Below are 13778 nucleotides of genomic sequence, written 5' to 3' on the forward strand. Positions count from 1 at the left end.
GACTATGCCGACAAAATTATGTATCATACGTCCACACATTCGGTAACGAAATATTCTAATGGCGACACAACAGCCGCGTAGTGAGTCCCCCGATGCGATCGCAGACGAGGCGGAGCGCGATGGACGCGATGGCATCGATCGCGGCGAGGTCTTCGACCTGCTGAGCAACCAGCGTCGCCGGTATGTTATTCATTACTGTAAAGGTCAGGACGGCCCCGTCAAGCTCGGTGACCTGGCCGAACACGTCGCCGCCTGGGAACTCGACAAGGAGGTCCCGGAGGTAACGTCAGCCGAACGAAAGCGCGTCTACACCTCGCTCCAGCAGACTCATTTGCCGACGCTCGATCGCGCCGACATGATCGTTTTCGACGGCCGGACGATCGAACTCACCGAGAACGTCGCGGAACTCGAAATCTACCTCGACGTCGTTCCCAGCGATTCGATTCCCTGGAGTACGTACTACCTCGGCCTCGCCGCCGTCGCGTCGCTCGTGATGGCCGGCCTCTGGCTCGAGTGGATACCCACCGAAACCGTGCCGGAACTCGGCTGGGCGACGATCGTGATTGGGCTGTTCGTGGTGTCTGCGATCGTCCACGTCGTCCAGAACCGGCGAATGCGACTGGGGGAGATGGAACGGCCACAGTAACTTCGAGAACGCGAGTGAGAACTGAGAATCCAACCGGATGCTGACCAGAGTGGGGGCGATGTCGCTCGGTCACGACGGTTCATACGGATTAGTGTCCGTAGTTACCGCCGAACGGCGCACCGTCTTGGCCGTTTGGCGGTAATTGATGACGCTAATCCGTATCAGTTGAGATCGCGTTCTCGGAGCGCGTATCCGGCTTTACGAGTGCTCTCAATGAGTGCTTGATGGCCAGCCATAGCTTACAATAACCTGTGCTTTTTTATAATTCCAGAATAATCTCACAAAGAACAATGCGGGGTGACCGAAAGGGCGAACCCGAGGAAACCGATCGCGGTGCGAGCCCGATCGTCGGCATTATTTTGCTGTTCGGGATGGTGTTTCTGGGTGCAGTCCTGGTGTTCGTCTCGGGAGCGACGATGCTCGATGCGTTCGGATCGGAACTCGATGGCGAGAAAGCCCACATGTGTATGGACGAAGCGGACCATCGACTCAGCACCGTCGTGATGACGGGGGAAGAACAACCGATGGCGTTCGACGACCCGATGTGCCAGCCAACCATCGACTCGGAGGGGACGATCGAAGCAACCTGGTACAACAGTTCTGACGGTGACGATCTAACGTGGGGCAACGAGAGTCGAACCGCAACGCTGGGGACCTACGAACTCGAACTCGACGATCGAACGATCGCCCATCAGGGCGGCGGCGTCTGGGAAGAAACGGACTCCGGTGTCAGGGTCGAAAAGCCGCCCGCGCTCGGTTTCAGCGACGACGGCATCTTCCAGTTGAACGTTATGCAGTTCAAGCGAGCGAGCGGCGACGGCTCGATTTCGAAAGCCCGGAACAACCACGCAGGAGCGATAGATGTAAGGGAGACGATCGAATCGGTGACTCGCAATCCCGACGCCGACGACTTCGCGATCAGAATCGAAAGCGAGTACGCCGAAGGCTGGAGCCGCCACCTCGAACGCGAGGCGGAAACCGTCGACAACCGAACTGTGACCGTGTACGGCCCGGACGAACTGGACGATGATGCCGTGGTTGTGACCGTCGAGGCGGTCGGTGACATCCCGACCGAACCACACTTCCAGATCGACGAAGACAGGGGGCTTGACCCACAGACGGGGCCCGGGACGATCGAGAACAACGTCCTCGAGTACGGGACCGACTTCCATATCGATACCAGACTGCGAAACGTCGGCGGGGAGGAAGGGACTGTTACCGCAACCCTAACAATCCGCGAGGGGTCCGGAGACCTCGTTGAGCAGCGAACGATCGAATCGGATGACGAACTCGAACCCGGTGAGGAAATACTGACGAGCGAGCAGAGCGACTGGAACTGGGGCGGATCGGGGATGAATCACGTCTTCAGGACTGGAACCGGGGGCGGACCACAAGCAATCGACGTCGAGCCAGGGGTCGAGTACGAGTACGATGTCGAGACCGACCCGGGCGACGACTCGCTCGACGAGCAGGGAACGTTCCTTGTCGTGGGTGAACCGCCAGAGTTTGCGATCACGAACGTCGATCGCAACGATCCGATCAAACCGGGAGACAACCTGCAGGTGAACGTCACCGTCGAAAACGCGGATTCACGAGAGGGCGAACAGTTCGTCTGGCTCGAAGGCTTCGACGGCAACGTGATCGATATCGACGAACTCGAACTCGGCGGCCGCGAGAGCGAGACCGTTACGCTCGAATGGGGGAGCGTACAGATTCCTGCTGACGGTGACGAGACGACGATTACGGTCGGGACGGGTACCGACGACACGAGTGTAGAGATCGACGTCGAACCACTCCTTGAAGTCGAAGAGGTGGCGGTCGACGAGGTAGAACAGCAGGAAGGCACCGACGTACTCTCGTTCGATGGAAGCGACGATCGCGTCGAGACAGGGCAGACGCCGGCCGACCTCGGCGTCGGAGGTGACGCCGAAAAGACGGTTACGGCCTGGGTTCACACCGAGGACTTCAACGGCGGCGGGATCTTCGAGATGGGAACGCAGAGCACAGGCGAAGACTTCTCGTTGCGCACCCGCCAGGGGACCGACGAGTGGCGAGCGCAGTTCTGGGGCAGTTCGGATATCGACTTCGAGTACGAAAGCAAGGACCGGTGGGTCCACTTCGCGGTCGTCTGGGACGGTGACGAGACGACGATCTACGCCGACGGAACGGAAGTCGCGAGCGCCGAAAACGACCTCGACACCGGGAACGACAAACCGTTCAGGATCGGCCAGTGGAGCAACGAACACTTCGACGGACAGATCAGTGATGTTCGGTTGTACGATCGCGACCTCTCGACGAACGATGTCACCGACCTGTACGATGGCGGAGACGTCTCCAGCGGGCTCGTCGCCCACTGGCCGCTGGAGTCGATCGAGAGCGGGGAAACCGAAGACGTCACCGGGAACGGAAACCGCGGGACGGTGTCGGGAGCGACGCTGGAACCGCGCGACGGGAACGCCTACGAGGTCACGATCGACGCCACGTTCGAGAGCGTCGGTGGCGACGCCGAACAGGAGATTACGGTCGACCCCGGCGATCAGGGAAGCGCAGTCACCGAAACCGTGAGCGTAGACGAGGGTAACACAGAAACCGTCTCGCTGTCGTACGAAACGGTCGAAAATCCGCTCACCCACCGTGTGACCGTCAGCACCGACGACGACGCGCTGGACGACGTGGTCGTGATCGAGCGGGACGGTCCCGTCTGTAGCGAGGTCGAATACGACGGCAGCGGGACGAGCAGTGATCCGTATCAGATCGAAACCGTCGATCAACTCCAGTGTATCGAAGAAAACGACCTCACCGCAGACTACGTTCTCGTCGACGACATCCAGGCCCAGGGGACCGAACACTGGAACGACGGCGACGGCTTCGAGCCGATCGGCGAGCAGTTCGACGGACAGGGTGGGACCGCCTTCGAGGGCGACTTCGACGGCCAGGCACACAAGATCGAGGGACTCACGATCGATCGGTACGACGAGCCGTTCGTCGGGTTGTTCGCGATCACCGCCGAGTTCGAGGGGAGCTCCGCGTTCGGCGAAGGGGTGACGATCGAAAACGTTCGGCTGGAGGATGTCGACATCCGCGGCAAGACCGTCGTCGGTGGCCTGGTCGGCGGCGCTGGCGGGACCATCATGGACTCGTCGGTCAGCGGGACCGTCGAAGCGCAGTACCAGCAGGTCGGCGGACTCGTCGGACACGGTCACGACGCCGACCTGGACAACCAGCTGGTCTCGACGGCGGACGTCAGCGGAGGGGTGCCAGCCGCGGGCGACAACGAACACCCCTGGCAGAACAGTTACAGCCAACCGAACCTCGGTATCGGCGGCATCGTCGGCGGGACTGGCTTCGAGACGGAAGTGTCGACGGCCTACTCGACCGGAAACGTCACCGGCAACTCCGCCGTCGGCGGGATCGTCGGCTGGACGTCTGACAACCCGAGCGAGATGCAACAGTTGTACTGGGCGGGTGACACCGTCGAACGCGTCGATCCCTACGATGTCGTCAATCGGGGCGCGCTCGATCCGCAGGTGGCCGGTGCGATCGCCGGCCGGATGGAAGACGACGACGACACCTTCGACGACAGCGTCTACTCCGACGAGAACTTCATCAGCATCGGTGAACTGGACGGGTACGCAGAACCCGACGACATCGCCCTCTCCGACGAGGAGATGCGCGGCCCGTCGGTGTTACCCGACGATCGCGACGACGAGTTCTACGAACAGTACCCCGGCGTCACCAGGGCGGACGCCGAGGGAACGATGGCGAACCTCGACTGGGATATCTGGGAGCCGGTGTACGATCTCAACAGCACGACCGGCGAGATCGAAAACGGGGGCTACCCGCGGTTTGCCTGGGAACTCGAAGCCGAGGGTGGTCTCGGCGTCGAGATCACGGACGCCGAAGACGTCTCCGCTGGTGAAACTGCGACGATCGACGTGAACGTCACGAATCTGTACCAGAACGACGACCCGGATACGGAGCAGACGATCACGCTACTCGTTGAGGACGACGGCGGCGAGCGGGTCGTCGACACGGAAACAGTCGACGGGCCGGGAGAGATCACGCTCCTTTGGCAGACAAGCAGGAACGACGGCGACGAAGGCGGCAACGATAAGAGGGTGACCGTCCGAAGCGAGGAGATGGCCGACTCGGAAATCATCTTCGTCGACGAATCCAACCTCGACAGGCTCGGTTCGTCGAGCAGTTCGGAAGACGATGTGACGGGAGCCGACTCCGACATCGATATCGAAGTCGACGCGGTCGAAGTGAGTTGATCGGATTCGTCGGTCAGCCGCCCCCTCTTCCGGCCCGATCGCCGGGGACGGATGGCCGGTAAAACGCAACCCGAACCCCTTTTCACCTCCGAAAACAGAGTTCGACTCATGTCGACCGAATCGATCAGCGACCGACGCGAACACATTCGCTCGATCAGCGTGACGGCACTCGCCGCGCTGCTCGGGGTTGGCGTCGCCCTCGTCTCCGCGACCTGGATCGGACTCTCCAGCGACGCGGCGTCGGATACGCGGGCGCTGTTCCTCGTCGTGGGTGCGATTCTCGTCCAGATTCCCTTGCTCAACAACTCGGGGATCTACGAAGAGGACGAGGTTGGGATGAAACACTACCTCTTCGTCACGTTTATGACGTTTTCCATGTGGTTCGTGACGTGGGGCATCCTGCTCACTGCGGAGGCAAGCTAAGATGGCCGACGACAGCATCGCCGTCGTAGATTTAGATCGGTGCCAGCCCGATCGCTGTAGCTACGAGTGTAAAAATTACTGTCCGCCAAACCGGACGGGCAAGGAGTGCATCACGCTCCGAGGCGAAGAAACGATGCAGGGCCAGCCCGATCAGGTCCACATCTCAGAGGAGATCTGTCTGGGCGAAACCTGTGGCATCTGCGTCGAGAAGTGTCCGTTCGACGCGATCGAGATCATCAACCTGCCACAGGAACTGCAGGAGGAGCCGGCCCACCGCTACGGCGAGAACGCCTTCTCGCTCTACGGACTGCCCGCCCCGCAGGAAGGGCAGGTAACGGGGATTCTCGGACCGAACGGGATCGGGAAAACGACGGCCGTCCGCATTCTCGCCGGCGAACTCGAGCCGAACCTCGGCCAGCACGCCGATCCGCCGGGCTGGGACGACGTACTTGACGCCTACCGCGGAACCGAACTGCAAGATTACATCGCCGACGTTCGCGACGGCGAGGTCACCGTCGCACAGAAACCCCAGTACGTCGACCAGATTCCGAATCAGTTCGACGGCAACACGCGAGCGTTGCTCGAGCGGACGGACGAACGCGACGCGTTGGACTCGCTCGTCGAACGACTCTCGATCGGTCCCGTCATGGATCAGTCGATCGACGATCTCTCCGGCGGAGAACTCCAGCGGGTCGCGATCGCCGCCACGCTTGCGCGGGATACGGACTTCTACTTCCTCGACGAGGTGACGCCGTACCTCGACATCGGCCAGCGCGTGACCGCCGCACGATTGATCCGGGACCTCGCTGAAGAGGAGGGCAAGTCGATGCTCGTCGTCGAACACGACCTCGCAATTCTCGATTTGCTCGCGGATACGCTCCACGTCGCCTACGGTGAACCTGGTGCCTACGGTGTCATCACCGCACCCAAGTCGGTACGAAACGGCATCAACGAGTATCTCGCGGGCTATCTCGACAACGAGAACATGCGGATTCGGCCGAATCCGATCGAGTTCGAAGAACACGCGCCTCGAACCGTGACTCGCGCGGATACGCTCGTCGAGTACCCCGACCTCACCAAGAGCTACGGCGAGGGAGAGTTCTCGCTCGAGATCGACGGCGGTGCAATCCGCGAAAACGAAGTGCTCGGCATCGTCGGTCCCAACGGGATCGGGAAATCGACCTTCGCGAAGTTGTTGACCGGGGATCTCGAACCCGACGAGGGGGACGCGGATCTGGATCTCGAAATTTCCTACAAACCCCAGTACGTGACGATCGACCAGCACATGCGGGTCGACGCCTTCCTCTCTTCGATCACCGACCAGTTCGGCTCCTCCTACTGGAACACCGAGATCGCCCAGCCGCTCCAGTTAGAGCGGATCATGGAACAGAACCTCTCGGATCTCTCCGGCGGGGAGCGCCAGCGGGTCGCGATCGCGGCCTGCCTCTCCGATTCGGCGGATCTCTACTTGCTCGACGAACCCTCGGCCCACCTCGACGTCGAACAGCGGGTCCAGGCCACCAAGGCGATCCGGCGTTACGCCGAACAGCAGGACGCGACCGTCATGGTCATCGACCACGACATCTACATGATCGACCTGCTTGCCGATCGGCTGCTGGTCTTCGACGGCGAGCCGGCCGTCCACGGTCACGCCAGCCAGCCGGAGGCGATGCGCGACGGGATGAACGAGTTCCTCGCAAACCTCGAAGTCACGTTCCGCCGGGACGAGCGGACCTCGCGTCCGCGGATCAACAAGCCAGAGTCACAGCTCGATCGGGAACAGAAACGCGAAGGCGAGTACTACTACGCGCCCTGATCTCGGCCCGATTCGACATAGTACAGTAGCGCCGATCGGCCGTGATCGATTCCTGAACAGGGGTACCGACATCGCTAACACTGGGTCATCCTCGATAGTGAACCGTGAGCTGCGGTCGGAGTCAACTAATGAGCCGTTGACAGCTGCCACACAGCGACTCTTCTTTGATATCGACCTCGCGGACGGTGGGTGAGAAGTTCATCACGCAGCGGTTGTTGTCACAGTGTTCGAGCCCGTAGGTGTGGCCGATCTCGTGAACGATCTCCTTGCGGACGCGATCGGCAAAGATGTCGCTCGCGCTCTTGTTCGAGAAGCCGCCGTCGCTCGAGGTCTGGAGGCGGTAGGTCGAGACGACGCTGCCACTGCCGTCGAGATAGGCCAGCCCGAAGACGTAGTTCCGGCGACGGTAAAAGAGGTCGTGAGGGGTAATCGCGATGTTCTTTTCACCGCGACCCACGCGTTCGGCGAGTTGGATGAACGTCTCCGCACAGTACTGGTTCCGGCCGGAGTCGTATGCACCGTTGGGGACCGACTGCGACTCGCTGATCGTCACGTCGCAGTCGTATACCGATCGCAACGCCGAGGACGCGACCCGCTTGACTCGCGCGGGGACGTTGCCGACCGGTACGATATCGACGAGCATGGCAAGGGCTATGGCCGCGGACAGCATAAACGTCCCGCCGTGGCCCACGAGAACCGGACTGTACTGGCAATGTGTGATTACCTCTCAGCGTACGATCGCGTCGTCGAGATCGGGGTCGGCCGGCGACCTGATCTCGCTGACGCGCTGGCCCAACGCGGGGTTGCCGTGACGGCAACTGACCTCTACGATCGCGAGGTTCCCGACGGCGTCCGGTTCGTCCGCGACGATATCGTCGACCCCGATCGTGCGGTCTACGCTGACGCGGATGCCATCTACGCCCGAAACCTGCCGCCAGAACTCCACCGACCCGCACTCGAGGTCGCCCGTGCAGTCGACGCCGACTTCCTGTTTACGACCCTCGGGGGCGACCAGCCCGCCGTCCCCGTCGAACGGAAGACGATCGAGGCGGAAACGCTGTACGTGGCTCGATCCGGCTCGATCTGAGATGTCGATCGAGCGTGCCCCAGAACGAGGTGGATCGAGGAGACTGGGACGCGAACGATTTATCGGTGCTGGAAAGAGTGCAGCAAGCGATGGTGTCTGAGTACGCCCTACTCGCAGCCGTAGCCGTGGTCGCTATCGCCGCAATCGCGGCGCTCGTCGTGGGTCTCGGCTACGTACTCTGGTTCGCCGGTCGACTCTTTGCGATCCCGGGCGTCGTGGTCCACGAGTTTGCACACAAGAAGGCCTGTGACTTCGTCGGCGTTCCGGTCGTCGACGTGGTCTACTTTCGATTCGGCGATCCGGCCGGCTACGTCGCCCACGCCCAACCCGAACGCTACCGGGCGTCGTTTGCGATCAGCGTCGCCCCGTTTCTCGTCAACACGATCGTCGCATTCGGGATCTTTCTCGGCCTCGCGGCACTCATCGCCGGGACTGGGGGTCCAGCAGGATTGCTGTCAGCGTCTAACGAAACGGTCGTCGCTGCTGTCGTGCTGTGCTCGCTGGGCCTCTCCGTCGGCATCTCGGCGTTTCCCAGCACGGGCGACGCGAACACGCTCTGGACCCGATCGAGGGCTGAATGGCGCACATCGCCAGTCGTATTGCTCGGGATTCCGGTCGTCGTCGTGATCTACGTCGCCAACCTGCTGTCGTGGCTGTGGGCCGACGTGGCGTACGCGCTGGCGCTCGGACTGGGAGCCTTCGTTCTCGCCGGTGTCATCACGATCTGACTCACCCGGCCCGCCGAGCGGAAACCGGTCGCCCGACGGAAATCCGATCGCATTTATCGCTCGCGTCCGCTTGGGATAGATATGAACGCAGACGCAGTCGTACTGGACGTCGACGGCGTACTCGTCGACGTCGCCGACTCCTACCGGCGGGCGATCGTCGAGTCCGTCGAACACGTCTACGAACGGACGATCCGCCGCGCCGACATTCAGCAGTTCAAGGACGCGGGCGGGTTCAACAACGACTGGGAACTTACGTACGCTGCCGCGCTCTACGTGCTCGCGACGAACGAAGGATACCGCGACTCGATCGCGGAGTTTACCGACGGAATCGCTGCCGAAGGCGGCGGACTCGAGGCCGCAGAAACCGTCGTTCGGAAGGCGATCGGGGCGCAGGCGACTCAGCGCGTGAAATCGCGGTGGGATCGCGAGGAACTGCGGGACGTATTCCAGCAGTTGTACCTCGGCGCGGACCTCTACCGCGGACTCGAGGGGGGCGACCCCGATTTCGAGACGCGCGGATTCATCCACGACGAACCGGTCTTGCTCGACGAGGAGACGCGCGAGACGCTACTGGCGAACTACGACGTCGGAATCCTGACCGGCCGGCCGGAAGCCGAAGCCGAGATCGCGCTCGATCGAGTCGGTCTCGACGACGCGATTCCGATCGACTACCGGTTTACGATGGACGACTGGGAGGAAGGGAAACCCCACCCGCGGGCGTTGACCGTCCTCGCGGAGCGATTCGATGCCGGCAGCGTCGCATTCGTGGGAGATACGCTGGACGACGTTCGGACGGCGGTCAACGCGAGCGAGGCCGATCCCGGACGAGCGTACCACGGGATCGGCGTGCTCACCGGCGGACTGACTGGCGAGGACGGACGGCGAAAGTACGAGGACGAGGGCGCAGCAGCAATCTGTGACTCGATCAACGACGTACCGGCACTTCTGGTCGAATAAGACGATCTGACAGACCGGCAACCCGCAGACTCGTCGCGGTTGTCCCGGAACTGGCGGACAACGGGTAAGATAGTAGCTACTGAAAATCAATGCACATCTGATCGTAGGACGGCGTTGCGATCAGTGTGTAATCGTTTCAGTGGCCACTATGAACGCGGGTGAACGCGATCGAGTCGATGCCTCTCGGCGCAGTGGGATGTCTGCGAGGAGCGCCTCAGCACGCGCGATCGAAGAGTACGCCTCCGTCGGGCCAGAGAGCGCCGACGGGGCGGGTAACAAAACGAGTTGCCACGGGCCGGAGTACGGAGCCGCGTGGCAACTTGGGATGGCACACGGTGAAGCCAATCACCGGAGCCACACCGGCACAGTGTACGAGCCACGAGTATGTTCCAGCCGTGTGAATTGTTTGTGACTTGTTCTCATCACCACCACAGCACTTGTTACCATTTGACTTATTGTAAAGGTTCCCGTTGCAGCAAGTTCTATCTTTTTCAGACAATAACCACCACATCTACACTGAAATCCACCCATAGGAAAACATCTGGAAGATATAGACGACGACCGAGACGCGATACTGACCGATCGGCAGGGTGCGAACCGGGTCAAAAAAACGACGAGGACGAAAATAGTGGCCGCGGGCGACCCCTGTAGCGCCCCCTCGTTTTTTCTCCGTCGTCGATGTAGCGCTTCGGACCGATGGGCGAAGAGTTCTCCCGCGGCGACGATCTCCCCGGTGAACCGATCTCCGTCTGGCTCGCGACGACCCGCGAGGACGACCCACCTCCGAAACGACTCGACGGCGATCGAGCCGTGGACGTCTGCGTGATCGGAGCCGGAATCGCCGGACTCTCGACGGCGATCGAACTGCGCGACCGTGGCCGGTCGGTCGCCGTCCTCGAGCGTGATCGGGTGGCGACGGGCGTCACGGGCAAGTCGACCGCAAAGCTGACCAGCCAGCACGGGCTGGTCTACGACCACCTGCGTCGGGAGTTCGGCCGCCGGCAAGCCAGTCGGTACGCGACCGTTCAGGAGGAGTCGATCGACGCCGTCGAGCGTCGGATCGAAGAACTCGGGGTCGACTGCGGTTTCGAGCGCCAGCCCTCGTATCTCTACAGCAATAGCCCCGACGAGATCGAACGCGAGACCGACGCCGCCCGCGCGGCAGGACTCGACGCCACCTACGTCACCTCGGTTCCCCCCTTCGAGCGGGCCGCAGCCGCCGTCCGGTTCGACGACCAGGCCTGGTTTCACCCGCGATCCTACCTGCTCGCGATCGCCGGGGAACTCCGAGCGGACGAGGACGCGGCGGTCTTCGAGGAGACTCAGGTGACCGACGTCGAACCGGGGACGCCGTGTCGCGTCCGGACCGACCGTGGGACCGTCACCGCGCGGCAGGTCGTCGTCGCGACCGGCTTTCCGATTCTCGATCGCGGCGGCTACTTCGCCCGAATGTACCCCAAACGCTCCTACGTGCTCGGAATCCGCCTCGACGGGACGCCGCCCGAGGGGATGTACTACCGCACCGGCGACAACTACCGATCGGTTCGCACCCACCGCGGTGAGGACGGCGAACTCCTGCTCGTCGGCGGCGAGAACCACAAGACAGGGCAGGGTGGCTCGACTGCCGATCGGTACCGCAGGCTCGCCCGCTGGGTGCGCGATCGGTTCCCGGTCGACGAGATTGTCTACCGGTGGTCGACACAGGACTACAAGCCGGCCGACAGGGTGCCGTTCGTCGGCCGTGCCGGTGCGGGAACCGAGAACGTCTTCGTCGCGACCGGCTTTCGCGGCTGGGGGATGACAAACGGCGTCACCGCCGGACGGCTCCTCGCCGCGAAAATCGCCGGCGAAAACCCGCCTGCACTCGATCTGTTCGATCCGCTTCGGTTCACCCCGACGACGTCGATCGGCAACACCCTCACCGAGAACGCCGACGCCGCGAGCGAGTTTCTCACCGACTGGGCGCGCACGCTGTTGACTCCCGATCGATCGACGCTCGACCGCGGCGAGGGGCGGGTCCTCCGCGAGGGAGGGAAACCGATCGCCTGTGCGCGCGACGAGGACGGCGACCTCCACGCCGTTTCCGCGGTCTGTCCGCACATGTACTGTCTGGTCGAGTGGAACGACGGCGAGGAAAGCTGGGACTGTCCCTGTCACGGCTCGCGGTTCGCACCCGACGGCGAGCTACTGGAGGGGCCGGCGAACGAGGGGCTTTCGGGAAAGCGCAGGCGACGAGAACCACGCTCGCATCGGCCCGAGTGGCAGGACGGAACAGAAGATTGAGATCGCCCCAGATCGCGTCTCGGCTGCCGGCGAATCACGACCCTGTCTCCGGGGACTGCGTCGACCCGCCGAGACCGGGATAGTCGACGATGATCCCGTCGACGCCGGCCGCCGCCAGCTGGTCGAACTGCTGCCAGGTCTCGATCGTCCAGACGTTGACCGACCGCCCCTCGTCGTGGGCCGTCTCCACGATGTCGATCGCCGGCTCCTGGCCCGCGATCCCGGCGTACGCTGTCCGCGAAAGCGGCGTGCCCGCGATCGCGTTCCGGGGTGGGTGGATCGCCTCGCAGTCGTACCGTCGGGCGATCTCGACTCCGGCTTCGAGGTCGTCCCAGACGAGCGCTGCGGCGGCGTAGGCCGGGCCGATCTCCCGGAGCGCTGCGAGTGCACCCTCACAGAACGACGAAAACAGGACCTCGCCGTCGAATGCGCCACAGTCCTCGACGACGCGTTCGACGAACGGAGTCCAGACTGCGCATCGATCGTCGCGCTCTGCAGTTGCAAGCGACTCGCCGAACCGCAGGTCTTTCCGTCCGGGATTTTTTAGCTCGACGTTGACGCCGATCGTTGCCGGGAGCGCCGCGAGAAACGCCGCAAGCGTCGGCACGGTCTCCTCAGTTCCCAGGACTCGCGTCTCACGGAGCGTGTCGAGGTCGGTCTCCCAGACGAGTCCCGACGAGTCGGTCAGCGGGCGGCCGTCACGACGGCCCTCGAGGCGCTCGTCGTGGATCACGACCGGCGTCCCGCAGGCTGCAGGCTGGACGTCGATTTCGAGCATCGAACACTCGGCACGATCGGCGGCGGCGGTCGCCGCAGCGATCGTGTTCTCGGGTGCGACGCCGGCGTAGCCGCGGTGAGCGATAACGGCAGGGCGAGTCATACCGGGACGACGAGTGCGGAGGTAATGGAAGCACCGTCCGCTCGTCCCGGAGATTCCGACCGCGCGGTCGACGTGGCGAGTACCGGCCCCAGTTTCAACGGCCGCGGCGTCGACGGACTGCTAATGACCGACCAGACGCTCGACGACGTCGAACGCCGTCTCGGCCAGGTGACCGATCGCGACGCCGAAGAAGCCGTGTCGATCCTGCGGACGGCCCGCGAGGATTTGCAAGCGCTTAAAAACGACCCATCGGTCGACGAACAGCGCCGGCAGGCGATCGCAGAACGCCTCGAGCAGCGACTGCGCGAGGTTCAAGAGCGCGACGCCTACGGCGGCGAACTCGGCGCGGCGATGAACCCGGACGACGACGATGCACCCTGAATCTGCGACGGCTGGCGCATCGCACGATCCGAGGAGATACCGCGCCGCACCCACGAAGCGATCGGTCCGCTGTAACCCGAGGAGATCGGTGTACCGTCGATCGATCGAGCCTACCCCGACGAACCGTGTCCGCGCGGGTCGAGTCCGCTCGGGCCGCTACTGATAGGGATTATCGTAGGAATTCATAGTTTCCCTCTAAAGAACCGAGACACAGCGCCGAAGGCCCGGTTTCGAGATCTCTAGCTGGCTACGGTAATCCCGATGAGGACGAAGATTGCACGTGAGGCAAATGTCAGAGATCGC

General features: G+C 62.8%; 11 protein-coding genes. 9 read left to right on the top strand and 2 right to left on the bottom strand.

The window, feature by feature from the left end; genetic code table 11:
- The first annotated feature begins 58 nt into the window (after positions 1–58).
- The 4 genes from AC6I6L_RS11865 to AC6I6L_RS11880 all read left to right on the top strand — a co-directional run bounded on the left by AC6I6L_RS11865 (position 59) and on the right by AC6I6L_RS11880 (position 7159).
- Positions 59–646, top strand: a complete 588-nt coding sequence (locus AC6I6L_RS11865) for a DUF7344 domain-containing protein (protein WP_497917974.1) — start codon at positions 59–61, stop codon at positions 644–646.
- Positions 647–936: 290 nt separating this feature from the next.
- Positions 937–4920: a DUF7289 family protein gene (locus tag AC6I6L_RS11870; protein WP_497917975.1), complete on the top strand. Its 3984-nt coding sequence runs from the start codon at positions 937–939 to the stop codon at positions 4918–4920.
- A 108-nt stretch (positions 4921–5028) separates the two neighbouring features.
- Positions 5029–5343: an EMC6-like membrane protein gene (locus AC6I6L_RS11875; protein ID WP_497917976.1), complete on the top strand. Its 315-nt coding sequence runs from the start codon at positions 5029–5031 to the stop codon at positions 5341–5343.
- Between the two features lies 1 nt (position 5344).
- Positions 5345–7159, top strand: coding sequence for a ribosome biogenesis/translation initiation ATPase RLI (locus AC6I6L_RS11880; RefSeq protein ID WP_497917977.1), 1815 nt, complete (start codon positions 5345–5347; stop codon positions 7157–7159).
- Between the two features lie 121 nt (positions 7160–7280).
- On the opposite strand, the gene AC6I6L_RS11885 is transcribed toward AC6I6L_RS11880, so the two are convergent.
- Entirely contained in the window at positions 7281–7802 is a 522-nt protein-coding gene (locus AC6I6L_RS11885; protein ID WP_497917978.1) for an archaemetzincin family Zn-dependent metalloprotease, read from the bottom strand.
- Between the two features lie 69 nt (positions 7803–7871).
- Between AC6I6L_RS11885 and AC6I6L_RS11890 the strand changes: the two genes are divergently transcribed.
- The 4 genes from AC6I6L_RS11890 (at position 7872) to AC6I6L_RS11905 (ending at position 12214) form a co-directional block, all read left to right on the top strand.
- The gene (locus tag AC6I6L_RS11890) at positions 7872–8246 is read left to right on the top strand and encodes a UPF0146 family protein (protein ID WP_497917979.1); all 375 of its coding nucleotides are present in this window, start codon (positions 7872–7874) and stop codon (positions 8244–8246) included.
- Between the two features lie 89 nt (positions 8247–8335).
- On the top strand, positions 8336–8974 hold the full coding sequence (locus AC6I6L_RS11895; protein ID WP_497917980.1) for a DUF3267 domain-containing protein: 639 nt from the start codon (positions 8336–8338) through the stop codon (positions 8972–8974).
- An 81-nt stretch (positions 8975–9055) separates the two neighbouring features.
- Positions 9056–9931 carry a TIGR01548 family HAD-type hydrolase gene (locus tag AC6I6L_RS11900; RefSeq protein ID WP_497917981.1) on the top strand — a complete coding sequence of 292 codons (876 nt, stop codon included), beginning with the start codon at positions 9056–9058 and terminating at the stop codon, positions 9929–9931.
- A gap of 696 nt (positions 9932–10627) precedes the next feature.
- Positions 10628–12214, top strand: a complete 1587-nt coding sequence (locus AC6I6L_RS11905; protein ID WP_497917982.1) for an FAD-dependent oxidoreductase — start codon at positions 10628–10630, stop codon at positions 12212–12214.
- Positions 12215–12248: 34 nt separating this feature from the next.
- On the opposite strand, the gene AC6I6L_RS11910 is transcribed toward AC6I6L_RS11905, so the two are convergent.
- Complete coding sequence (locus AC6I6L_RS11910) at positions 12249–13094, bottom strand: glycerophosphodiester phosphodiesterase (RefSeq protein ID WP_497917983.1); 846 nt, start codon at positions 13092–13094, stop codon at positions 12249–12251.
- A 123-nt stretch (positions 13095–13217) separates the two neighbouring features.
- On the opposite strand from AC6I6L_RS11910, the gene AC6I6L_RS11915 reads away from it, so the two are divergent.
- Positions 13218–13475 (top strand): hypothetical protein, encoded by a 258-nt coding sequence (locus AC6I6L_RS11915; RefSeq protein WP_497918204.1) that lies wholly within the window; start codon positions 13218–13220, stop codon positions 13473–13475.
- The last annotated feature ends 303 nt before the right edge of the window (positions 13476–13778 follow it).

The organism is Halosolutus sp. DAT137 (assembly GCF_059736405.1).

What these genes read in the sequence shown, in the direction of transcription:
- AC6I6L_RS11865 (WP_497917974.1), top strand. Translation starts at nt 59, where the DNA reads ATGGCGACACAACAGCCGCGTAGTGAGTCCCCCGATGCGATCGCAGAC.
- AC6I6L_RS11870 (WP_497917975.1), top strand. Translation starts at nt 937, where the DNA reads ATGCGGGGTGACCGAAAGGGCGAACCCGAGGAAACCGATCGCGGTGCG.
- AC6I6L_RS11875 (WP_497917976.1), top strand. Translation starts at nt 5,029, where the DNA reads ATGTCGACCGAATCGATCAGCGACCGACGCGAACACATTCGCTCGATC.
- AC6I6L_RS11880 (WP_497917977.1), top strand. Translation starts at nt 5,345, where the DNA reads ATGGCCGACGACAGCATCGCCGTCGTAGATTTAGATCGGTGCCAGCCC.
- AC6I6L_RS11885 (WP_497917978.1), bottom strand. Translation starts at nt 7,802, where the DNA reads ATGCTCGTCGATATCGTACCGGTCGGCAACGTCCCCGCGCGAGTCAAG.
- AC6I6L_RS11890 (WP_497917979.1), top strand. Translation starts at nt 7,872, where the DNA reads ATGTGTGATTACCTCTCAGCGTACGATCGCGTCGTCGAGATCGGGGTC.
- AC6I6L_RS11895 (WP_497917980.1), top strand. Translation starts at nt 8,336, where the DNA reads ATGGTGTCTGAGTACGCCCTACTCGCAGCCGTAGCCGTGGTCGCTATC.
- AC6I6L_RS11900 (WP_497917981.1), top strand. Translation starts at nt 9,056, where the DNA reads ATGAACGCAGACGCAGTCGTACTGGACGTCGACGGCGTACTCGTCGAC.
- AC6I6L_RS11905 (WP_497917982.1), top strand. Translation starts at nt 10,628, where the DNA reads ATGGGCGAAGAGTTCTCCCGCGGCGACGATCTCCCCGGTGAACCGATC.
- AC6I6L_RS11910 (WP_497917983.1), bottom strand. Translation starts at nt 13,094, where the DNA reads ATGACTCGCCCTGCCGTTATCGCTCACCGCGGCTACGCCGGCGTCGCA.
- AC6I6L_RS11915 (WP_497918204.1), top strand. Translation starts at nt 13,218, where the DNA reads ATGACCGACCAGACGCTCGACGACGTCGAACGCCGTCTCGGCCAGGTG.